This window comes from Paenibacillus vulneris (assembly GCF_039543185.1).
Lineage (GTDB): Bacteria > Bacillota > Bacilli > Paenibacillales > NBRC-103111 > Paenibacillus_S > Paenibacillus_S vulneris.
Map to the genome: position 1 here is coordinate 319,658 of NZ_BAABJG010000027.1, position 24,075 is coordinate 343,732.

Consider the following 24,075-nt stretch of genomic DNA (forward strand, 5'->3'; position numbering starts at 1 on the left):
TTCCGTAATGAAAAAGTGGTTCGGCAAGATAAGCATGCTGTTAATTGTGACGTTGCTGATACAGCCGCTTCCGGTTTCCGGAGAGGCGGCGGATTCGGCACCGTTGTTCGAGGACAGCTTTGCCGGAGGGCTTGGTAATTGGGATATGTTCGGCAGCACGGCGTGGCAAACCGAGGGCAGCGGAGCGGAGGCGGTGCTAACAGGCTCGACGACAGCGACCTCCCCTCAGCGGGCTATTGTGAAGACGTCTTCGTTACCGTACAGCTCCAAGGATTACGTCATGGAGTTTACTGCCAAAGGAGACCGGTTTCGGGCGCTGTTCCGCTACAGCTCCGGTACCAGCTACTATTTCATGGAATTCAAAAACTCCAGTTTCGTCGAACTATGGAAATACCCAGAGTCGCCCTCCGCCGTGCAGGTGGGGGCTTCCGCAGATATTAGCGCAGCAGTTCATGGATTTCAGCTTGCGGATACGCATTCCTATCGGATTGAGATAAATGGAAGCGGTTTCTCGTTGCTCGTCGACGGCACTAAAGCTGCTGCCTTCAACGACTCGTCCCTTGCGGATGGCGGGGTAGGCTTCTCACTGAAAAGTATCGGTCCGGCCGTTCATTTGAGCGTAGATCGTATCGTGGTCTGGCCGCTTTCCTCACAACCAGCGTTCGGGATCGTTCATACGCCTCTAACCGAGGTTCCGTACAATGCCGATGTACCGGTTGCCTTTACCGTAGCGAATGCCGCCTCAGCAGTGACGGCTCAGATCCGCTATGCTTACGGAAGCGACGGAACCGAACAGTCGGTTCAGGCATCGGGAGGCGGCAGATCGTATTCGGGCACGATTCCGGGAACGAACCGGTCCGACCGTATTCGCTATTATATTACCGCCCAAGACGGCTCCGGCCAAACCGCGCGCTATCCGGCAACGGGAGCAATCGAGGTCGCGATCAGGGAAATAACGCCTTACCGGAACGATTTTCAAGCGGAGCCGGCAAATATAGCCCCTGTCGGTTGGTCCGTGACGGGGGCCGGGACGAAGGTGATTCAGCTGCCGGATGGGAACAAGGTGCTGAACCTGAACGGGTCGGGGAGCGCCAAGCTGAATCTTCCCGTGTATCAGAATACCGATAACTTCGTCGTCAAGTTTAAGGCCAAGTATGAGCGGACCAGTACAGCGGTGCAGAACACATGGCGGCTGCGATACCGCGCCTCAGACGACGCGAACAACAATGCGCTGGAATGGGCAACGCATAATTCCAAATATTTTCTCATGCGGAAGACGACGCTTGGGGGCAATTACTATATCGCCAACTACGTCAAATCGCTGCTCGGCGACTGGCATGACTATGAGCTGCGCGTCAGCGGCATTACCCATAAGCTGCTCATAGACGGTGTGGAGACGGCAAGCGGTGACGATTCTGATCCACTCGCTTTGAAGAAAGGCTATTTTCAGTGGAATGTTGTTGGCGGAATTAACCTGATGATTGACGATTTTTCCATCGATCCGCTGCCTGTGCCCTATGTGATCGATCTCCAACCTGCCGGCAATTATGCTGGAATTTATTCGAAGGAGGAGTCACCGGGCCTTAGTCTCGCCCTGGAAGCCGGAGCAGAGCCTCATGAGCTGCGGATCGATTATACCGTACGACGGGCGGACGGTGACGGAGCGCTTGCCGCATCAGGCTCAAAAACGTACAGCTTGGCCAGATATGCAAATCAGCGGGACACGATTCCCTTCAACCCGGACCTCAAGGAGATCGGGACCTACGAGGTATCGGCCGACTTTACGGTGGATGGCGTGAAGCAGCCCGAACAATCAAAGCGGATGCGCCTTGCGATCATTACCAAAGCGGCGCCTATCCCGCAAGCCGATCTGGACAACGAGAGTAAATTCGGCTTGAATACGCATTACGCATTGAACTGGAGAGACGATATCATAGACGGCGCGCGGAAGATGGGTGCCCGCAGCCACCGTTCCGGGATTTCTTGGGAGGATGTCGACAGAAATATGAAGGACAGCTCCGGCCGGACGGTTTACAATTACAGCGGGACCGATTCTTTGCTAAATAAGCTATTCTCCTACGGGTTTAATCAGATTCCGGTGCTCGGTATTGACCGGAACGCTTATTATCAACAGGGAACGGCCAACACGCCAGCTGCTCTCAAAGCGATGGGTGACTTCGTTGCGAATGCCGTCAGCCGCTACAAGGGCAAAATCCGGCAGTGGGAAATGCCGAACGAGCCTGAGATTTTCTCCAAGCCTTATATCCCGGAGGAATTCGTACAGCTGCAGAAAACCGCCTATCTGGCGATGAAAAAGGCGGATCCGGACGCCATGCTGCTGGCCGGTGACCACACATCCAGCGTATTGAGCGTGCTTCCAAGCGAGCTGGAGCTGGGCTCCTTCGACTATGCCGACGCTTATTCTTATCATCCGTACGTATACAATTCGATGCCAGACGGGAATCTCCAAAATATGATGGATGGAGTCAAACAGCTTGTAAACACTTATGGAGGCTGGAAAGATTATTATTTGACCGAGGGCGGATGGCCGACGGCCAAAGCAGGCTACCCGTCGGTTTCGGAGGAAACCCAGCGGGACTATATCGTCCGGGCTTTTCTGAACTATATGATTACCGATCAAGTGAAGGTCTACGAATATTATAACTATAAAAACGACGGAACGGATGACCGGTACTATGATATTTTCTGGGGTATCACGGACAATGACGGAAGACCGAAGCTCGCTTATACTGCGGTCAATCAATTGATGACCTCTCTGGACAAGGCGCGGTATGTCGGAACGTACGATACCGGAGATGCGGATGTCGCCGTGCAGGTTTTCCTGAACGAAGGATTACCGGTGACGGTCGCCTGGAGAAAGGTCGACCACAAGGACGATCCGGCGGTTCGCGCACCTGAAAGCGTCATCACGCTGCCTTTCGCTGCGGCGGGAGTGAAGCTGAAGAATGTTAACGGCGCGGAGCTTCCGGTAACGGGTACAGGTGGAGGTGTACAGATCACTGTCAGTGGATCACCCGTTTACCTCACGGGTGTGCCTGAGGATTTCGTGCTTGGCGCTGCCGCACAGCTGCTGAAAAATAAGGCGCAGGAGGCGGCCGCCAAGCTGGTCCGGATGCGCACGCCAGCTAACGCCGTCCTTGTGGACGGGGATAAGGCGGAGCTTAGTCGCATAACTATGGAATGGGAGACGGCCTTGGGGAGCGGAAGGAGCTCGTTCGGACTGGAGCAGGGGATCAAGGACATCTACCGGCTGATGACCCGGATAGCGGGTCAGATCGAGGCAGGCTCCCTAGAGCGAGCTCCCGGCTACGTGGCTCTGGAGGCACTGTATAACGCGGCGGAGAGCGCCTCTGTTACCTTATCCTACACACTTCAAGGCGTGGGCGCGAATACCCTCGATTATGCGGCAGCCGTGCAGACGGCCACCGCCGCCTTCAACACGAAGAAGGGCGATTACAGCGTAATGCCCGTCTCGGCGTCTGCCGTGCTCCGCATGAACCGGTACGGCCGCTTGGCGGAAGCTGCTTCGGCCAGAGGCAGCTATGCGGATAGCTACGCCTACAATCTGCTGGCACGGGAATTCGCCGGTGCGGCATTGGCGATAGTTCGTTCCGAGCCGGTTAAATTCGTCGGCGTCAAGGCTAGTGTCGTACCGACGGAAATTACCGGGGAAGCCGGCCATCCAAGCGGATTCCAGCTATCCCTTGTCAACGATACAGATACTCCGCAGCCAGTGACTGTGCGGATGAAGCTGCCAGAGGGTTGGGAAGCCGCACAAACTGATCCGGCGGAAGCCACCGTGATGATTTCGCCGCATGCATCTCTTGATCGGCTTTACCAAGTGAAGGTCCCGGACCGTACGGTCAAGGGACGTTATGAAATCGCATTAGATATCGTCTTCGACGGAGCGGTTCTGGATACAAAGAAGGTTCAACTGACCATCGAAGACGGCATCGGCCTGAAACTGCTGCCCGTCAAAAAAACGATCGAACAATTGGATGTCGTCTCCGTGCAGCTGACGGGAACGTCGTCATTTGAGAAATCGGGCCGAGTAACGGTTAAGGGCCCGGATGGCGTTGCGCTTGAGCCTATCGCCTCCGATACGTTCAGCAGCTTGAAGAAGGGCGACCGGCTTCAGCTGGATTTCCGCTGGACGTATCATAAACCGGCTGCATTCAACGAATACGGCATCGACCTGCAAGTCGAGGATACGGCAAGCGATAAAGTGATCTTCCGCGATCCTGCGATGCCCGTTGACTTCAACCTGGTGCAGAAGGCACAAGCCGTAACGATCGACGGCGATCTGAGCGATTGGAACGATGCTTATCCGTTCCATCTCCGCAGGAACGATCAGAATGCGGACGGCTTTCACGATCCCGATAATCTGGAGGCCGCGGCTTACGCCAAATGGGCCGAGGACGGGATGTATTTCGCCGTGTCGGTCCGCGATAATATCCATAAGCAATCGGAGAATGCGTCGAATATGTGGAAGAACGATTCCGTTCAGATCAGCCTGGATCCTCTGAACAATCGGGAGGCTCCGTACGGGGCGGACGATTCCGAATGGGGATTCGCTTTGACGAACGACGGTAGTCTGCCCGTTCATATTTTCTATTCAGCCCCGCCCAATCCGAACGGCGAAGTAAGCGGCCGTGTTCCCTTCAAGGCGGTTCGGGATGAAACGGCCAAACGGACGATTTATGAATTCAAAATTCCATCCGCTTATGTGAAGGATTTGAAACCTGGACTCGGAGGGAAAATCGGCTTGAATGTCGCAGTGAACGACGCGGATCTGCAGAACGGCAGGGATAACTTCATCCAATGGACTCCCGGCACGGCGGATTCGAAGAATACGGCCCTGTATGATGCGTTTACGTTCATTGATTATCAGCCACAGCTACCGGCAACCGGCGTTTCAGGTGTTGCGGTGCAGCCAGAGGAGCTGCTGCTCCAGCCGGGACAGGGGACTGCGTTAATAGCCGTCGTTACGCCGAAGGACGCAACGGATAAGTCGCTCTCCTGGTCGACCGGCAACGCATCGGTCGCCGAGGTCACTTACGGCGGCCTCGTCACCGGCGTTAGCGAAGGCAGGACCGCTGTGACGGCGACGACCACTGACGGCAGCTACAAGGCCTCAGCTGCCGTGATCGTGGACGGCACGCCACCGGTAACGGCCGACGACGCTGCTCCAGGGTGGCAGCGAGCAGGGCAGACCGTAACCTTGTCCGTTTACGATGCCTTAAGCGGTACCGCCCGGACGGAGTATCGGCTGGACGACGGGCCACTGTCGGAAGGGACATCGGTTCAAGTGAACGGTGACGGAATGCATGTACTCGTATACACAAGCACGGACCGGGCTGGCAACCGGGAAGTTCCCAAAACGGCGGTGATCCGTATCGACTCCGCTCCGCCGTCGTTTCAAGTGATCGGGCCGATTACGGTGTCCCGTGCGGCTTACGGAACCCTGACCTTTGTCGCGGAGGATACGCTAAGCGGCGTAAAGGAAGTCTCGTACCGGCTGGACGGCAAGCCGATCCAAAGCCCTTATACGATCGAACCGATGTCACTGAGCGTTGGGGAGCATCAACTGATGCTGGAAGCCACAGATGCGGCAGGCAACAAGACGATGGTGCAGCAGGTGTTGACGGTTATGTTGACCGTAGAGGAGCTGGGCGACTTGATTAGGTATGGGTACAACAAAGGCTGGATCGACGGCCGGGGCATCCGGGACAGCTTGCTAGCCAAAGTGGAGTCCGCTCTGAAAGACGGCGCTCGAGGCAATCAGAAGTTCGATTTCACGCCGCTGATTCATGAAATGGAGGCCCAAGCTGGCAAACACATAGACGCAGCATTCGCTTCACGCTTGTTGGAGGATATCGAGTATTTGCGGCGAAGCATGAAATAAAGATACTTTTTTTAAGATAAGCGGGGATAGGGTACGGTACCACAGCCTGGCCCCGGCAAGCGGGTGCCAGTCCGAAAGGCTTTGGTAAGCCGGGCATGATTTTCGGAGGCATAGGGAGAGCTTCATCGGATCGGGTCTGTCTTGGCTGATGAAGCTCCCGCTTGATGAGAGCAATAGAGAGAGGGGGGACGATGATTTTGCTTATATCCAAGCGGACCGGGTATTCCGGCTTGTTAGCCAGGCTCGGGATACCAATCTTCGTGTTGATCGTCACCTTCATCGCTCTTTTTGCAGCAGCGGCCAGCTACATCCTCATCCGGGTGCAAAATGAACATAACCTCAAGCTGGCGGAGCAGTCGATGAAATTCGTCGACAGAAACATCGAATACCAGTTCGATACGATGAATAACATGGCGGCGTTTATTATGAGCAATCAGTCTATAGAAAATTTGCTGGAGAAGACGCACCCGCAGCCGTTTGATGCCGTCGACGACTTTTACACGCTGCAGATGAATTTGCAGAATTTGTCCCTATTGTCGCTGCTTAACAATTTCGGCCCCCTCTCGGTTGCACAGCAATCCTACGTTGTGGCAGTCACCCTGGCCCCCGGCAGCGGACTGTACACTATGGCCCCGGACCATTTCGATCCTTCCACGGGAATTTTCAAGGAGGCGGACTTGAAAAACGAGGAATGGTTCCAGCAGCTCCAGCACGGGGAACGACAGACCGTCTGGTGGGCGCAGAACACGGACACACTGCACGCCCCGATGATTTATTCCGCTAGAAAGAAGACGAGCATCAAGGACGGCAGGACGATCGGCACGGTTATCGTTGGCGCGGATAAGCGCAGCATTCAGGGGGTATTTGACAATGCACCGCTCGAGAAAGGCTATCATCTTCTGCTTGATGAAAAAAACCAGGTTATATACAGCGAGCGGTACGCTTTTCTGGAAAATGCGGGAGCGCTTCCTTTCGTTGACTCGCTAGCCGGTAGCAATGCCTCAGTTGTGACGAAGATCGACGGAGAGAACCACCGGGTGATGTCCGAAGCATTAGGAAACGGGTGGAAGCTGCTGGCGGTTGTACCGGAAAGCCACTTCAGCCGCTATACGTTCGCCATATCAGCTATCGCGGTCGCGACCGCCCTTATCGCGCTGCTGGTTGCTGGCATCTGGCTGCGAAGCATTGTCGTACGGGTGACCGTTCCGATCTCCAGATTAGTTGGCGCCATTCAGCGCCCTGGGGTCGTCGAGCGAAAGGAGCCGTTCGTGTACCGGAATACCGGCATCTATGAAGTGGATGAGCTGAATGAGAAATTTGCTTCCATGCTGAAGACGATTCATGATTTGATCGAGCAATCCTTTAAGGAAGAGCTGGAGCGCCGGGAGCTGCGTCTGGAGCTGCTGCATGCTCAGATCAATCCGCATTTTTTGTACAATACGCTCGATCTTATCAACTGCCGAGCCATTATGGCAGGTGACCGGGAAACAAGCCGGATCGTTCGTTCCTTGGCCAATGTATTCCGCTACGGGCTAAATCAAGGACAAACCTGGATTACTCTGGAGGATGAGCTGAAGCAGGTCGAAGCCTATCTCCACATCCAGAAGATGCTGATGAACGACCTTCACGTGGAGATTCATGTGCCAGACTCCTGTTTATCCGCGAAAGTTGTGCATCTGACACTGCAGCCGCTGGCGGAGAACGCGATTATACACGGCTTTGCCGGCCGACGGTCCGACTGCCGGATCGTCATCTCAGCCCGCAAGGAAGGAACGGAGCTGGTGCTGCGGGTGAAGGACAACGGCCGCGGCTGCGACGCGGAGCGAATGAACCGGATGCTGAGGCAGCAGCCGGAGAGCGATACAGGCGGTAAACTGGGCGCTGCCACCGGCTATGGTACGATGAATGTCCACCGGAGAATCCAGCTTCACTGCGGAGAAGCATTCGGTCTGCGTTATGTGAATGCAGTGGAAGGTACCTGTGTGGAAGTCGTGCTGCCTTATAGCCAGGTTGTACGGGAAGCGGCTGGACAACGGAGGGGAACAGATGTATAAACTATTGATTGCCGAAGATGTAAGAACGGTCAGGGAAACGCTGGTACGTTCCGTTCCTTGGCATGCCTTGGGCATCGAGCTGCTGGGCGCTGCAGAGGATGGGGAAGAGGCGCTCGACCGGCTTGTGCGAGAAGAAGCGGATTTGCTCCTAACCGATATCGGGATGCCCGGGATGAACGGCCTGGAATTGATCGAGTCGGCAAAAGCTCTTAAGCCGGAGCTCGCATGCATCATCTTATCCGGACTGAATGAATTTGATCATGCACGGCAGGCTATCAAGCTGCAGGTGCTCGACTATATTCTGAAGCCGATCGACATGGATGAGCTGGAACGGGTCGTATCAAGCGCGGTCGAGTCGCTGCATAAGGAGAGGGAAGAGCGGCGGACGCTGGCGTTCGCGGAACAAGCCGCCAAGGATCATCTGCCGCATTTATCGGAAGCGCTGCCTCCCGCGGAATGGGCAGGAAGCGTGAAGAAGAAAAAGCTGGCGGAGCGTGCGCTCCGCTACATGAAGGAAGCAGATCTGCGTCAAGAGCTGGCGCTCTCGGACGTGGCGGCGGCAGTCGGGCTGAGCGACAAATATTTGAATCAGCTGTTTAAAGAAGTGACTGGAACGACCATCCATCATTCGATGATTCGTCTGCGAATGGAGGAAGCGGCCCGGCTGCTGAAAGACCCATCCGTCAAAATATACGAGATCTGCGAGCGGATCGGGTATTCGGATCAGGATCATTTCCGGGAGAGCTTCAAGAAGCAGTTCGGACTAACTCCAACGGATTATCGTAACCGGTACTTATAGGGGGGCCATTGCCCCCGGAGGTTCCATTATGCGAGTCTACCGTACCTCTCATGCCTATGTATCCATCGGATATAAGGGAAGGAACATAGGATTACAACTTGATGTTGCCTGACTACAATTCATATGAGAGAGGACCTGCCTAATGTTCTCGATCGATGGTGTAAGGGTAAATGGTCAATGTAGTATCGGCTGTACTGCCTTACAACCTTATACCGTCCGTTCCCCGCTTTATAAATGATGATGAAATAATCCCATGGGCACCAAGTTTAAGCTGTTCCTTCCACGATTTCCAATGTAGGTCGATTGGGTAAATAGAGATCGATTATCGCATGGTTGTCCGCAACAAAGTAAACTGTTTGGCAAGAAAAAGCGGCGTATAAGGCATGTCATTTCGAAGCCAAGAAACGATTGTCCCGATTAAGGCGGAAGAACCGTACCAGATAGCAATATCTTTTTGAATGCCGTCTGTCGAACGGGAACCGCCCTCCATGATCTCTTCTATTCTTGCGCTAATCAATTCTGACAACAGCTTTAACAGACGATCCGTAAAGATCGGAATACGTTTGGATGCAAGAACGACTTTATAAAATGAGGCATGCTCGGCAATATGCTCGAGTAAACTAATCAGCGCCGGAAGCTCTTCTTCCGAGGAATTAGAGCTAGTCGGTGTTTTTTGCAAAACCCCTGTAATTTCTATAATCATGTCATCCGCCATCTTCTCCAGCATATCTGGAATATCCCTATAATGCAGATAAAAGGTAACTCGGTTAATGGTTGCCCTCTCAGAGAGGCGATTGACCGATATTTTCTCAATCTCCATTTCCTGAAGCAATTCAATTAAAGCATTTCTAAGAAGTTGACGTGTACGAAGTACACGGGGATCCATGCGAGGCGGCGTTTTGTCCATCGGATTCTATCCTTTCCTTTTTATATAAAAACTACAAATGATTTGCCGGACGTAGTATTTTTTCAGGATTAGCTACAGAAATAATGTGTTCTGTATTCTAATTTACACTTCATCATTATGTGTCGCTTGTAAATACGGCTGTCTTATTTATAATCTAATTTATATATTGTTAACTATACAACAAGATGTAAACTAAGTCACGATCAGCTTGATGACTAAAATAAGAAGATGGTGAGGAGGTTCATATAGGGAAACATGGAGGAGATTTGGTCATTGTTGGAATTTCTTATTGTTATATCCATTTTCCTTACTGCTGGAAAATCTTCATATCTTAATAAACTATTTGGAGGGATTTATTATGCGTTTGGAAGGTAAAGTAGCGGTCGTTACCGGGGCAGCCTCAGGCATGGGCAAAGCCATTGCTGAACTGTATGCAAAAGAAGGAGCAAAGGTGGTCGTCTCCGATTTGAATATGGAAGGTGCTGCAGCAGTTGTAGAGAGCATTAAATCCAACGGCGGCGAAGCCATTGCTGTGAAAACGAATGTTGCCGACTTGAATGACATTAATAGTATGATCGATACGGCTGTTAATGAGTACGGAACGCTTGATATTTTGGTTAACAACGCCGGCATTATGGATAACATGGCACCCGTAGGCGACGTGGACGACGATAAATGGGATCTTATTTTTGATGTAAATACGAAAAGCGTTATGCGTGCAATCCGTAAATCGATTCCCATTTTCCTGGAAAAGGGGAAGGGCGTTATTATAAACACAGCCTCTACGGGCGGTTTCAGCGGCGCCCATGCGGGAGCAGCCTATACAGCTTCTAAGCATGCCGTTGTCGGTATCACCAAAAACACAGGCTTTATGTACGCGCAAAAAGGCATTCGCTGCAATGCGATAGCACCGGGTGCAACGATGACGAACATCACTTCATCGATCCATAACGTGAATGAGTTCGGTGCTTCCCGAACAAAAGTAACCCAAGGAGTTATTCCGCGCATCGGCCAAGCCGAAGAAATCGCACAAGTGGCTCTCTTCCTTGCATCCGATGAATCAAGCTTTGTGAATGGCACGGTCATTACCGCAGACGCCGGGTGGACAGCAGGCTTCTAAAAAAATGAAAAGTTCAAGGAGCAGCTGGTTCCTATGGTATAGAACGATATTTCGTGTACGAAATAAAACGAAGGGTCAATAACAAATGAGCAAAATACAAATCGGCGAATCTATAAGTAAACTGACTACTATTTTCAATACTCCGATGGGGATTGAGGTAGAGAGTCTTCTGGAGGATTTGGCACCGGAGGAACTGGATAGCATTATCCGGTCATTGGATCTGCTGACTAGTTATTTGGAGAAGAAGGTTGAGGAAGAACCATGAACAGGAAATATATGATTCTCGCCGTATCGATGATTGTCGCAGCTTGGGGCGGGTGTTCGTTCTGGTACCAAGTCAAGAGTAGAATAGGAGGCATTAAACATGTCAGACCCGTCTCAAGCTGCAGCAGCGGTTCCTCCGCTCGATCATACGGAGGAGTCTAACTTTTGGCTGCCTCTTATTGCTATTATTCTGGCTACCTTCGTGTCGGTACTAAGCAGCAGCCTGGTGAACGTTGCGCTTCCCAAGCTATCAACTGTATTCGGAGTACCGACGACAACAATTCAATGGGTTGTCACCGGATTCATGCTGGCGTCAGCGGTTGTTATTCCGGCGAGCGGCTTTTTGTCCGCCCGATTCGGCAGCAAGCAGGTGCTGCTTCTTTCCGTTATCGGTTTTACGATGGGATCTTTATTGTGCGGCCTTGCTTGGAATGATACAAGCTTGATTGCATTCCGGATTTTTCAAGGGTTGACGGGCGGTTTCATCATGCCGGTCGGTATGGCTGTTATCTATACGATCGTACCGCGACAGCAAATCGGTCTGGCGATGGGGATCTGGGGTGTTGCAGCAATGGTTGCGCCGGCTCTCGGTCCTACGCTAGGCGGCTTCTTGATTCAGTACTACAGCTGGAGAACATTATTCTTTTTAAATGTGCCGGTTGGCGTTGTCGCTGCAATAGCCAGCTACTTTTTTCTAAAGGACGGCGTGAAGCAGACCAATCTGAAATTCGATACGCTTGGGGCTGCCATGTCGGTCATTTTTTTCGGATCATTGCTGCTTGCCTTGAGTAAAGGACAAACGGAAGGATGGACCTCGCAGTATATCGTCACTTTGTTCTTCATTTCCGCAGTAAGCTTTGCACTGCTTTTATGGGCAGAATTGACCGCTGAGGCGCCCCTTCTTAATTTGAAGGTGTTCAAGAATCTGCAATTTAGCGCAAGTACGTTGACCGCAGGACTTATCACTATGGCCATGATGGGTGGTACGTTCATGATGCCGATTTATCTGCAGAACGTGCAATCCATGACAGCACTGGATTCCGGTATTTTACTGCTTCCACAGTCGGTAGCTATGGCACTTATGATGCCGATAAGCGGGAAGCTCCAGGAGAAGATTGGTGTTCTCCCGTTAGGCGTCATCGGGCTGCTCATCCTTGGTGTAACAACGTATGATCTTTGTAAGCTTACAGCGGATACATCTCATCTGTGGATTAATGTTGTATTAACGATTCGTGGCTTTGGTATCGGGCTATGTATGATGCCGATCTCAACGGTCGGGATGAGCAGCGTCCCAAAAGAACTGATCAATGATGCGTCGCCGCTTTCTAACGTAACCCGTCAAGTAATGAGCTCCATGGGGATCGCAATCTTGACCACCATCATGAATTCACGGCAATATTTTCATTACTACCGCATTACAGAAGATGTGCCGAGCTATTCGGAGGCTGCCGCTTCCTTCATCTCGACTTTATCCGGGGTGCTTATGCAGGGAGGCGTCGATTCAGCGACCAGCAACAGCACGGCGATAAGTTATCTGGCAGGCATAATGCAAAAGGAAGCGCTGGTTCGCGGTATCGCAGATACTTTCTACGTTTCAGCTATACCAGCATTCATTTGTATTCCTCTTGTCTTTTTGCTGAGAGAAAAAAAGGAAGCAAAGGAGCAGCCCGCTTCGGCTTCGGTTTCTTCCGAAAGCTCAGAAATCCATGCGGCAGAGCCTGTTAAAGCATAAGTTTGTGCCAGTATTTCGACAACGTGTCGGATGACAAGGAAGAATACTATTTCAGACCCACATCAATCGTGGGTTTTTATTTTTATCTTTTCGAACGAGGAGGAGCAAAATGACAGCGTATACATCGGCTATCTCAATGCAATAAGTCACCGGGCAAACATGATAGGTTTATAAAATTTCGTGAAGGTTCTTCCACCTTGTTTTTGTAGTGAAGATAAGTATATATGTCAAAATGTAATATATATGTTGCATTATGACATATATATTTGTTACAATACACACGAGAAATCTTATACAGAGGAGTGGGAGTCATGATTTGGACCAGGAAGAGCGCTGTGGATGATGAACGTATTGTTAACATGAAAAACAAAATTTTTAAAGAAGCTTATGCGCTGATCATGACGATCTGCAGTATTTCCGTCATTGTGAAAACCTTTATGTCCTCCGATATGGAATCCGTTATGCTGGAGCTGCTCATTCTTGCGGGAGGGAGCCTTTATTGCTTTATCCGCAGCGTAACGCTGGGATTGTATTCCGACGAAGTAGAGGTGCACGACAGGAAAAGAAAAATGTCGTTCAGCAAACGAATCGCATTTACGGGTCTCGTTATCGGCTTTTCTATCGCCATGCTGCTCGGTATTCGAAGCGCGGTACTTTATGGGGATGGCGGCGGTGCAACCACAATCAAATATTTCTTTATCGTCTTCTTCGTCTCGCTAATCATCTATATCCCGTTTTTTGTGGCGGCCGTCTCGGGTCTTCATTATTTTGCCAACAAAGTAAGCCGGAATATGTCGCACAACGATCTGGAATCGTAGAGAAGAGATGAGGCGGACGCGCAATGAAAAATATCAAACTCAAGATGGCTCGGGTGGAAAAGGATCTTTCTCAGGAAGAGCTTGCCCGGATCGTCGGTGTTTCCAGACAAACCATAGGATTAATCGAATTGGGCAAATATAATCCGTCCCTCAGTTTGTGTGTGGCCATTTGCAAGGCGCTGTCTTGCACGCTCGACGATCTGTTCTGGGAAGAGGAATAGAACACGTAAAGGAGAATAGTCTACCATGAAATCATTTTCTAGTATAAGCAAAGTTTCTGCGGCATTTCTGCTGACGGTCTCCATTCTGGGAGCCGCCGTTACTTTAGAAGGAGGTTCTCGGACGGCTTATGCCGCCGAAAATTCTCAGAACCAGGCTGCCGAAGGGAAGGGCGCCCGTACATCCGATGAAAAAATCGCTGATTGGAAATCATGGACCAAAGAGAACGTATACCGTCTGGATACGATCCAGCCCTCTAATGGTGATGGTGGGACGGACTCGTTCCGGGATCTGAACATGCTGAAGCCTCTGCTGTATGACAAACGTATTGTTTTTCTGGGCGAAAGCTCCCATGGTGTTGCTGAGTTCAACCTCGCGAAGACCCGGCTCATTCAATTTCTTCATCAAGAAATGGGCTATAACGTACTGGCCTTTGAGAGCTCCCTAGGAAACGCCGCTTTGGCTTACGGCAAGTCCGGACAACAGAGTGCGGAACAGACGTTGAAGCAGTCTATTGTCGGTGTATGGGCGTCCAAGGAAACCTTGCCCTTATTCGATTATATTCATGCGTCGCAAGACAGCCGGCAGCCTCTCATATTAACAGGCTTCGACATGCAGCTGCAGTACCCGTTATTTGACGGTACATGGCTTATAGATGAGGCGGTCGCCAAGCGACTTGCCGAAGCGGAGCAAAAACTGTCCAATTACTCGCTCGGCAAAGAGCTGGAGGCTTACCGCCAAGAGAAGAAACCGTTGATCGAGGTATATAAGGAAGCGTTAGTATCATTGCAGTCGGATGCGAATCAAGATTATTTAAAAATAAACTATCCCAATAATCCAAAACTCGCAGTTCTGCTCGAAAGAAGCCTGAACGACCGGATTCGGGTAGCGGAGGAGTATGTGGAGATCTCGATCAGGTCCAACATCGGCCTGGAAGCCGGTGATCCCGCCCCTTTTTACGAATCGATGACATGGCGGGACAGGGCCATGCTTGATAATCTCATGTGGCTCGCTACCCAGGTATATCCTAACGAGAAGTTTATCGTCTGGGCTCACAACGATCATATCCGTAAAGCGCACTCTGAAGTGATGGGCACGCCGTACCCGGTTTCATTGATGGGGGAAATGCTCTCCGATGAAATGAAAAAGTATAGTTACGTGCTTGGTCTTTATCCAGCCAGCGGGAAAACCGCCGATAACTTAAGAAAATTGCATGACGTTGCCCCACTTGATCCCGGCTCGATCGAATCTATTTTATCGTCTGCCGGTTCTCCTTATACCTTTGTTGATATGCGCTATCGGAACAATGGAGCTGGCAGCTCATGGATGTTCGAGCCCCGTTTTGCCTACAGCTGGGGAATGATTCCGGAAAGCATCATCGCCCGCGATCAATACGACGGCATTCTGCTCATTAATGATGTGAATCCGCCCCAGTATTTGTCGAAGTGAATAACCGGCTGCATATTCAAGCTGCAGCACAACTAAAAAAGAACACCAATTATGCCGAGGCCTATCCGGGCCCCGGCTTTTGTACGTATTTCGAAGGACTGTACCTACGGAGTAAGGAAGCTTCTGCGTCTGATTCAGGGCGTTACGCAAAAAATGACAACGCTCACAAATCATATTCCCTAAACGCAAATCTTAATGTTTTTTCAATGCAAAAAGTCACTCAACCACAAAGTAGTGTTATTTTTTCACAAAGTAGCGTTACTTAAGTAAGCGCATTCTTGATATGCTAGGAAGCAGGAGGCGAAGTTGTGAAACGGGGAGCGCGCTAGGCAAGAAGCCCGATTTGCAAGCTAGGAGCATCATATGCTAACGAGGATTTAAAGGAAAAGGGGAGTATGTATGAACAAGATTATGAAAGCGGTATCTATCACTATGGTTCTGGTTTTGATGACATTAATGGTAGCTGCTTGCTCCAAGAAAGAGCCGGGGGATGCCGGGAAGGCGGCCGGTGCCAAAAAGAACGTAAAGCTGGATTTCGTTTGGTTCTCGGACGGCAATGAAGGCGAGATCATGAAAGGCATCATTAAAGATTATGAGGCTAAAAACACGAATATCAAAATCAATATGATCGAGGTTCCTTTCAAGGACTTGAATACGAAGCTGAAAACGATGATCGCTGGCGGACAACCCCCTGCGCTTGCCCGCGTCACGACAGATCTTGGGGCATTCGCCAATCAAGCGGTAGATTTGAGCCAGAACAGCGGCGGTTTGGATTCCTTTACCGGTCAGTTCCTCGATTCATTGAAACCGTTCTATGTCGTCAATGGCAAAGCGGTGGCTGCTCCCATGGACGTGACGGCCAATGGATTGATCTACAACAAAACCTTGTTTGACAAAGCGGGGGTCAAAGTGCCGACATCTCCTGACAATGTCTGGACATGGGACGAGTTCTCCGCTGCCTTGAAGCAGGTTATGGACAAAGGCGGAGCCAAATACGGTCTCGTATGGGACTATACGCCGCAGCGCTGGTCGACCTTGTTGTATCAATTCGGAGGCAGCATGATGAGTCAAGACGGTGCGAAAGCGACGATCAACAACGAAGCAGGCGTGCAGGCGGCGGAATATTTTAAGAAGCTCCATACGGACGGCATCGCCCCGACATCTGTTTGGCTAGGCGGGGAAAACCCGAATAATTTGTTCCGCACCGGAACGGTTGCCGCGCATTTCGCAGGAAACTGGATGATCAGCAACTATAAAGATATTACGAACTTTGAGTGGGGCGTTACGTATATGCCGAAGGGCAAAGTGCGCTCCTCGGTGCCCGGCGGCAAATTCGCCATGGCGTTCAAAAATTCCGGCGTGGAAAAAGAAGCGACGGATTTCATCAACTACATTTCGAGCAAAGAAGTGAACTCCAAATTTACGCAAGAGGCGCTATTCCTGAGTCCGCGCAAAGACAGCGCCAAGCTGGACTACGCTTTCGGCAAAGACATGATGGAAGTGTTCTCGAACGAACTGAACAACACGGTACCGGCTGCGGCGGAGGATTGGTCCAGACAAACAGTCGTGCCGAAATTCAGCAACGATTTGAAAACGACGATATCGGAAATCGTTGCCGGAAAATCGACGGCGCAGGCAGGTCTTGATAAGATTGCCGGCTTGATCGATAAAGCGATTAAAGATGAAAAGAGGGGGCAACCCTGATGTCTGCACAAGCCTCGGCGGCCAAGGCGATACAAAAACGGAAGCGGACCATTCCATCCATGGGTTGGATCCCGTATCTGTTTGTGCTGCCTAACTTGCTCATTTTCACCACGTTTATCGTCATTCCTATGATTACCGGGTTTGTCTATTCATTTCATGAGTATGACGGATTGAATCCGATGGAATTCGTCGGTCTGGATAATTACAAAGAGCTATTTACCAACGGAGAGTTTTGGACGGCACTGGGAAAAACGGCCCTATATGCGCTTATCGTAGTGCCCTTGATTTACTGCTTGTCGCTCGCCGTAGCGATGATGCTGATTCAGCCGCTCAAGTGGAAAGGCCTGTTTCGCTCCGTCTTTTATTGGCCTACGATGATTTCTTATATCATTGTCGGTTTGACTTGGAAATGGATTTTCGGTGATTTCGGCGTTTTGAATTACTTCCTGACGCTTTTTGGTATCGAGCCCGTACATTTTTTGTCCGATTCCTTTTTTGCGAACGGTTCCGTTATTATCGCCACCGCCTGGTCGCGTCTTGGATTTTATATGGTCATTTTCATGGCCGGATTGCAAGCCATTCCGACCGATTTTTACGAAGCGGCAAGGCTAGATGGGGCCTCCAAGCTCCGGGTATTCCGGAGCATTACACTTCCGCTGCTCAAGCCGACGACCGTTCTTGTCATTATGCTTTCCCTGATCGAGGCGGTAAAGGCCTATCCTCTATTGTTTGCTCTGACGGGCGGCGGACCGGGCAAAGAAACGACGTATGTCGTGCAATATATATACGAAACCGGCTTTGCCAAGCAGGAGCTGGGGATGGCCAGCGCCATGTCGGTTCTGCTGTTTATTCTGATTTCTCTGTTTACCGCATTGCAGTTCAGACTGTCCAAGGGAGGCGCCGACTAACGTGGAACTGAAAACATCCGCCAAAATATCCTTGTACCTTCTTCTGTTTGTATTGGCTGCCGCATGGCTGTTTCCCGTGCTTTGGATCGTCCTCTCGTCCTTCAAGACGAACAACGATTTGTACAGCTTTCCTCCGCGGTTTTGGCCCGAGCCGTTTACGTTCGAGCACTTTACCGATGCTTTCGAGAAGGGTAATTTCGGCCGGTACTTTATGAACAGTGCCATAGTAACGATTAGCTCGACGGTGCTGCTGCTGCTGATCAACTCGATGGCGGGGTTCGCACTGGCGAAATACAAATTTAAAGGAGATTCCCTGCTGCTTGTCGGATTCGTGTCTACATTGATGATTCCGCTTGAGGTAATTATGATCCCGATCTTTAAGGTGCTCAGCTTTCTGGGTCTGTTCAACACCTTGCTGGCTCTTATTATTCCTCCTGCGGCCACCCCGACCGGGGTATTTCTGATCAGACAGTACTTGCTTAGCGTTCCGGACGAGCTGCTGGAAGCAGCGCGGATGGACGGGGCAACCGAATGGCGGATTTATTCGCGGATCATTTTGCCGCTGTGCAAGCCCATATTATCGGTTCTTGCGATTTTCTCTTTTATGTGGCGGTGGGACGATTTTCTATGGCCGTTGATCGGCATCAGCGATCCGTCCTTGTATACCATTCAATTGGCCTTGTCCAACTTTATGGGGGAATTTAATGTGGACTGGGGCAGTCTGCTCGCGATGTCTGTTATTACGATGATCCCGGTGCTTGTTGTATTCATTATTTTCCAACGCCAATTTGTGAGCGGAATGGTGACCTCCGGCATGAAATAACGGCAGGGTCTGTAGGAAACCGCAAAGTAGTATTATTTTTAAACAAAGCAGCGTTACATGGGGCTCTGTATTCTTGATATGCTGGGAGCAACCAAACGATGGGAGGCTTAAGAACGTGTTGAAGGTAGCTATTATCGGAGCGGGCGCGATTTCAGCGGCGCATATAGAAGGGTATTTGCAATTTCCGGAGCGATGCCGCATTGTTGCAGTCAGCGATATTTATGTTGAAAAGGCGCAGGAGCGCATCGACCAGTTCGGACTTGAGGCCCTGGCGGTCAAGGATTATAAGGAGCTTTTGCAGGAGGATGTCGATCTCGTCTCCATCTGCACGCCGCCCTATACGCATGCGGAATTGGCTGTCCAATTTATGGAAGCCGGTGCTCATGTTCTGGTGGAGAAGCCGATGGCCTCTTCTCTTGAAGAATGCGACAGGATGAATGAAGCGGCCCGAAGGACAGGCAGAATGTTATCCGTAGTGGCGCAGAACCGGTTCAAAACGCCCATGATGAAAATGAAAGCGGTTCTGGAGAGCGGCCTCATCGGAAAAGTCGTCCATGTGCAGGTCGATTCGTTCTGGTGGCGGGGACACTGCTACTACGATCTGTGGTGGCGCGGAACCTGGGAGAAGGAAGGGGGAGGGCCGACCTTAAACCATGCCGTGCATCATATCGACGCACTTCTCTGGATGATGGGAAGTCCGGTGGAGCTGCAGGCTATGATGAGCAATGTTGCGCATGACAATGCGGAGGTCGAGGATCTTTCGATCGGCATGCTCCGGTATGCGGACGGCGCTCTGGGACAGCTGACCAGCTCGGTTGTCCATCATGGCGAAGAGCAGCAGCTCATCTTCCAGGGGGAAAAAGCGAGGGTTTCGGCCCCATGGAAGGTGACTGCGTCCAACTCGCGAGCGAACGGGTTCCCCGAGCCGAATACAGCGCTGGAAGCTCAGCTTCAAGCTTTGTATGACGGGCTGCCCGAGGTGGCCTATGAGGCACATACGGGACAAATCGATAACGTATTAACCGCTATAAAGACGGGCGCTCCCGTGCTGATTGATGGTATTAGCGGCCGCCAAACCCTGGAGCTCATCACCGCGATCTACAAGTCGGCCAGCACCGGCGAGAAGGTCAAGCTTCCGCTTACCGAACAAGATCCGTTCTACACAAGAAGCGGGGTTCAAGCTAATGCCACGCGATTCTATGAGAAAAAAACGTCGATTGAAAATTTCGCGTCACAGTCGATTACAACGGGAAGCACCTATCAATGAAAAAAAGGGGATCTATAGAACATGCAAAAGAGTGACGGAATGAATTACGCGCCGAAAGGCAATTTTAATGCGGTCTGCGGGCCCGGAGAGTTCATCTTCGCTGCGGCGGCACTGGACCATGGACATATATACGGCATGTGCAACGGATTGAGGGAAGCGGGCGGCCAGTTAAAATGGGTGTATGACCCGGATCCGGCGAAAGTGGAGGCATTCGTGAACGCTTATCCGGAAGTGCGTGCGGCCCGCTCGCTGGAGGAGATTTTGCAGGATGATGAGGTCAAGCTGGTCGCTGCAGCCGCCATTCCTTCGGACCGCGGGCCTCTCGGGCTTCGCGTCATGGATCATGGCAAAGATTATTTCACGGACAAAGCGCCTTTCACGACACTGGAGCAGCTGGAGGCGGCCAGGAAGAAGACGGCCGAGACCGGACGTAAATATGCGGTCTATTACAGCGAGCGTTTGCATGTGGAAAGCGCGGTTTATGCTGGGCAGCTTATCCAGCAAGGGGCTATCGGCCGTGTCCTTCAGGTGATTGGCTTGGGGCCGCACCGGTTCAACGCCGGCAGCAGACCGGACTGGTTCTTTGAGAAGGAGAAGTTCGGCGGTATTCTGTGCGATATCGGCAGCCATCAAATCGAGCAGTTCCTTTATTTCACAGGCGCGAAGGATGCCAAGGTTGTTCACAGCAAGGTCGCTAATTATCATTACCCTCAGTACCCCAACTTTGAAGATTTTGGCGATGCGACGTTGATCGGAGATAACGGGGCGACTGGTTATTTTCGCGTCGATTGGTTGACGCCCGACGGGTTAAGCACCTGGGGGGACGGGCGCTTGACGATCCTCGGTACGGATGGATACATCGAGCTTCGCAAATATGTGGATATCGCCCGCGATCAGACAAGCGACCACGTCTATTTGGTGAATCAAGAGGGGGAGCATCATTTTGCCGTAAACGGAAAAGTCGGCTTCCCTTACTTCGGACAGCTGATCCTGGATTGCCTCAACCGCACGGAGACGGCCATGACGCAGGAGCATGCCTTCAAAGCGGCGGAGCTGTGCCTGATTGCCCAACGCGATGCGATCGATATTATTAAAAGTCGGGAGTTGTCGTAAAGACGGATTGGTTTTGCCACTGCTTCCGGTATTGATGCGGTGTGACTCCCAGCTGTTTCTTAAATGTTTTGCAAAAAAAGGAGCAGTTGGGCATCCCGACGGATTCCCCGATGTACGCTACGGATTGATCGGTGGAGATAAGCAGCTTCACGGCCTGCTGCATCCGCCTCGCGATCACGTAGTCGGAAATGCTGGAGCCTGTGCACTCCTTGAACAAGTGGGATAGATGGTGCGGAGACAGATGCAGCTCTCCCGCCATCTTCTCCAGACGAAGCGGTTCGGTATAATGCCCCTCCAGCCAGGCGAGAATTCGCTCGGCTTGGTGGGGTTTTCGCGTTACGCTCTTGCTGATCTGGCCCTTGCTTTTTTGCTCCCAAAGCGGCTTGAATTCGCGGAAGAACGAGATGAGAAATAAGGAGTATTCTTCGAGCGCATCTTTTTTGTTTAAAGCGGGCAGTCTGTGCTCCATGCTTTGCAGCAGTGAGTGAAACTGCATCGACGGTTCAAGATGATACAGGCACGGATATGGCAGCTTGCTAGTATGAATATGTCTGAAAAAAGCCGCCAGGCCGGGCCATTTCTCGAAATAAGCTTCATAGAGCGAAGGCTCAAACTGAATGATGGAGCGAATGAAAGGTGTCTGCCGGGTAACTTCCATTTGGATATGATGCAGTTGATAAGGCTGAAAGAGACAAAGCGTGCCCGAGGTGACTTCGTAGCTTTTTTGATCGACGATCAGCGTTCCTTTCCCTTCATGGACGATCAATATTTCAATGCCTTGATGGGCATGGAACGTGCCTCGAAACGGCTCGATTTCCGTGCTTTGTCTTTTGTAGGCAAAATAAAGCTTAAGCTCATTCAAGTCGAGAGATTCTATATAAGACATATCCTTCACTCCTTATCCCTTTTTAGCTTACAAAAATAAAGGGGAGTAGGCAAGGAGCAGCGAAAGCCGAAACCTATCCGGGATTCGGCTTTTGTTTGTATTTCCGAAGGACTGTACCTACGGGCATGCACTAAAGTACAAGTATTAAGGGGAAAATAATACTATAATGAGACTATAGAAAGAGGTGATACAATGGAATCTGGCCCAAGCCATGAGCAATTATCCGTTTCAAGGGGCCCCATTCTGATTTGGCTTAGCCTGGTCTATCTCACAGCGATCATTTTAGAAGTAACATCCGCTCCGTTACTGACCCAAATGCTTCTTTTTACAGGACTCATGTGCCTTCATGCGGGTTTGTATTGGTTTTCAAGCCAGCTTGTAACTAAGAGAGCGTGGATGTATTTTGTTATCCAAGGATTCTTGATCCTGGCGTGCGGTTACGTTGTGCCGAGCGGCTTTGAAGCCGTTCTCATTGGCTTATTCCCGATATTGATCGGTCAGAGTGTTGGAGTTTATTACAACGTGACGAAAGTATTTTTTGTATGCCTGTTCGTATACATTTTGTATTATTCCGCTTTCGTTTATATTAAAGAAACAAACTATCCGCTGCTATTTTTATGCTTTTTAATCCTGTATACGATTATTACCGTTGCCTATGCCACGTTGTTTTTTCAACAGGTGCACGCCCGAATTCGAACGCAAACGTTTCTTCGAGAGCTGGAGCATACCCACCGGAAAGTAGAGGAGCTGACCTTGGCCAACGAACGCCAAAGAATGGCAAGAGATCTGCACGATACGTTGGCGCAAGGCCTGGCAGGGCTCATTATGCAGTTAGAGGCGGTAGATGCCCATTTGTCGAACAACAATATACGAAGGGCTCAGGACATCGTGACACAGTCTATGGCACAAGCAAGAAGAACACTGGGCGATGCCAGAGGAGCCATCGACGATCTGCGCTCCAAGCCTGCAGCGGAAACGGATTTTGCCGAAGCCGTCCGCGAAGAAATCCAGCGTTTCACAAATGCTACAGGCATCCATGTGACCTCGGACATAAAAATTCAAGCTCCATTATCCGGTCTCATCATGGAACACGGGCTGCATCTCGTAAGTGAGGGATTGACCAATATAGCACGGCATGCGCAAGCCGAACGAGCCTGGATCGAAGTAATCACTAGCAGCGATTCCCTTCTGATCGGGATCCGGGATAACGGCATCGGATTTAACACCCATACAATTGGTAAACAACCTAGTCACTATGGTTTACTGGGGATGATGGAGCGCACCCGATTAATAGGAGGAACGTTGGATATCAGCAGCGGGACTGAAGGCACTCACATTGAGGTCAAGGCTCCGCTTAGGAAAGGAGATTTGTCATGAAGCATCAAGTGCTGATCGTGGATGATCATTTTGTCGTTAGAGAAGGACTCAAGCTAATACTGGAAACCAATGATCAATTTCAGGTCATCGGGGAAGCGGAGAACGGAGAGGTGGCATTACGTTTGTTGGAAGAGCTGCGGCCCGACGTGATCCTGATGGATTTGAATATGCCCAAAATGAGCGGTCTGGAAACGATGCAGGTGTTAAAAGAAAGACAGTATGACGTTCCTGTCATTATTCTTACCACCTATAACGAGGATGAGCTGATGATAAGGGGGCTGGCGTTGGGAGCTAAGGGGTACTTATTGAAGGATACCGGCCGCGACCATTTGTTTCGAACGCTTGAATCGGCCATAAGAGGAGAGACGCTGCTTCAACCGGAAATTACGGCTAGAGTATTTGCCATGAAGGAGCAGGACATGACTCCTGTCTCCAAACCTGAAAAACCGATGATGTCCGAAAAGGAGCTGATCATCCTTCAGGCCGTCGCACGGGGCTTTCGAAGCAAAGAGATCGCGTTCGACATGGGGATTTCCGAACGGACCGTCAAGGCGCATCTGACGAATATTTATAACAAGCTTGGCGTAGATTCCCGTTCCGAAGCTGTAGCGGTTGCCGTGGAGCGTGGAATTCTGCACCTTTAATGCCCGATCGTACATAAGGCGTCTGCCCTTAGGTACGATTTTTTTTGTGCTCAAAACCTATAAGA

18 protein-coding genes are annotated in these 24,075 nt (G+C 50.9%); 16 read left to right on the forward strand and 2 right to left on the reverse strand.

The features are described 5' to 3' along the window. Positions 1-7 precede the first annotated feature (7 nt). The 3 genes from ABEA66_RS24395 (at position 8) to ABEA66_RS24405 (ending at position 8,779) form a co-directional block, all read left to right on the forward strand. Positions 8-5,926: an OmpL47-type beta-barrel domain-containing protein gene (locus ABEA66_RS24395; RefSeq protein ID WP_345591585.1), complete on the forward strand. Its 5,919-nt coding sequence runs from the start codon at positions 8-10 to the stop codon at positions 5,924-5,926. A gap of 191 nt (positions 5,927-6,117) precedes the next feature. After that, entirely contained in the window at positions 6,118-7,980 is a 1,863-nt protein-coding gene (locus tag ABEA66_RS24400) for a cache domain-containing sensor histidine kinase (RefSeq protein WP_345591587.1), read from the forward strand. Continuing rightward, positions 7,973-8,779 carry a response regulator transcription factor gene (locus tag ABEA66_RS24405; protein WP_345591589.1) on the forward strand — a complete coding sequence of 269 codons (807 nt, stop codon included), beginning with the start codon at positions 7,973-7,975 and terminating at the stop codon, positions 8,777-8,779. The genes ABEA66_RS24400 and ABEA66_RS24405 overlap by 8 nt, the downstream gene beginning before the upstream one ends. 322 nt (positions 8,780-9,101) lie before the next feature. On the opposite strand, the gene ABEA66_RS24410 is transcribed toward ABEA66_RS24405, so the two are convergent. Continuing rightward, complete coding sequence (locus ABEA66_RS24410) at positions 9,102-9,686, reverse strand: TetR/AcrR family transcriptional regulator (protein ID WP_079908732.1); 585 nt, start codon at positions 9,684-9,686, stop codon at positions 9,102-9,104. 358 nt (positions 9,687-10,044) lie between these two features. Between ABEA66_RS24410 and ABEA66_RS24415 the strand changes: the two genes are divergently transcribed. From ABEA66_RS24415 to ABEA66_RS24465, 11 genes are all read left to right on the forward strand, one after another. Further along, positions 10,045-10,806, forward strand: coding sequence for an SDR family oxidoreductase (locus tag ABEA66_RS24415; protein ID WP_192700890.1), 762 nt, complete (start codon positions 10,045-10,047; stop codon positions 10,804-10,806). 85 nt (positions 10,807-10,891) lie between these two features. Beyond that, positions 10,892-11,071 (forward strand): hypothetical protein, encoded by a 180-nt coding sequence (locus ABEA66_RS24420; RefSeq protein WP_345591593.1) that lies wholly within the window; start codon positions 10,892-10,894, stop codon positions 11,069-11,071. A gap of 99 nt (positions 11,072-11,170) precedes the next feature. Next, positions 11,171-12,802: a DHA2 family efflux MFS transporter permease subunit gene (locus ABEA66_RS24425; protein WP_345591595.1), complete on the forward strand. Its 1,632-nt coding sequence runs from the start codon at positions 11,171-11,173 to the stop codon at positions 12,800-12,802. A gap of 311 nt (positions 12,803-13,113) precedes the next feature. Next, complete coding sequence (locus ABEA66_RS24430) at positions 13,114-13,620, forward strand: DUF6773 family protein (protein WP_345591597.1); 507 nt, start codon at positions 13,114-13,116, stop codon at positions 13,618-13,620. A 23-nt stretch (positions 13,621-13,643) separates the two neighbouring features. Then, positions 13,644-13,841 (forward strand): helix-turn-helix transcriptional regulator, encoded by a 198-nt coding sequence (locus tag ABEA66_RS24435; protein WP_079908737.1) that lies wholly within the window; start codon positions 13,644-13,646, stop codon positions 13,839-13,841. Between the two features lie 25 nt (positions 13,842-13,866). Continuing rightward, positions 13,867-15,288, forward strand: a complete 1,422-nt coding sequence (locus ABEA66_RS24440) for an erythromycin esterase family protein (RefSeq protein WP_345591600.1) — start codon at positions 13,867-13,869, stop codon at positions 15,286-15,288. A gap of 399 nt (positions 15,289-15,687) precedes the next feature. Next, positions 15,688-16,992, forward strand: coding sequence for an ABC transporter substrate-binding protein (locus ABEA66_RS24445; protein ID WP_345591602.1), 1,305 nt, complete (start codon positions 15,688-15,690; stop codon positions 16,990-16,992). Beyond that, on the forward strand, positions 16,992-17,900 hold the full coding sequence (locus ABEA66_RS24450) for a carbohydrate ABC transporter permease (RefSeq protein WP_345591603.1): 909 nt from the start codon (positions 16,992-16,994) through the stop codon (positions 17,898-17,900). The genes ABEA66_RS24445 and ABEA66_RS24450 overlap by 1 nt, the downstream gene beginning before the upstream one ends. Before the next feature lies 1 nt (position 17,901). Next, positions 17,902-18,723: a carbohydrate ABC transporter permease gene (locus ABEA66_RS24455; protein ID WP_345591604.1), complete on the forward strand. Its 822-nt coding sequence runs from the start codon at positions 17,902-17,904 to the stop codon at positions 18,721-18,723. Positions 18,724-18,838: 115 nt separating this feature from the next. Next, positions 18,839-19,990, forward strand: coding sequence for a Gfo/Idh/MocA family protein (locus tag ABEA66_RS24460; protein ID WP_345591605.1), 1,152 nt, complete (start codon positions 18,839-18,841; stop codon positions 19,988-19,990). 21 nt (positions 19,991-20,011) lie between these two features. Further along, on the forward strand, positions 20,012-21,103 hold the full coding sequence (locus tag ABEA66_RS24465) for a Gfo/Idh/MocA family protein (protein WP_345591606.1): 1,092 nt from the start codon (positions 20,012-20,014) through the stop codon (positions 21,101-21,103). Here ABEA66_RS24465 and ABEA66_RS24470 read toward each other — a convergent pair. After that, positions 21,081-21,989, reverse strand: a complete 909-nt coding sequence (locus tag ABEA66_RS24470) for a helix-turn-helix domain-containing protein (RefSeq protein ID WP_345591608.1) — start codon at positions 21,987-21,989, stop codon at positions 21,081-21,083. The genes ABEA66_RS24465 and ABEA66_RS24470 overlap by 23 nt on opposite strands. A 396-nt stretch (positions 21,990-22,385) precedes the next feature. Between ABEA66_RS24470 and ABEA66_RS24475 the strand changes: the two genes are divergently transcribed. Continuing rightward, entirely contained in the window at positions 22,386-23,366 is a 981-nt protein-coding gene (locus tag ABEA66_RS24475; RefSeq protein ID WP_345591610.1) for a sensor histidine kinase, read from the forward strand. Continuing rightward, the gene (locus ABEA66_RS24480; protein ID WP_079908746.1) at positions 23,363-24,010 is read left to right on the forward strand and encodes a response regulator; all 648 of its coding nucleotides are present in this window, start codon (positions 23,363-23,365) and stop codon (positions 24,008-24,010) included. Before ABEA66_RS24475 ends, ABEA66_RS24480 begins: the two co-directional genes overlap by 4 nt. Positions 24,011-24,075: the final 65 nt, after the last annotated feature.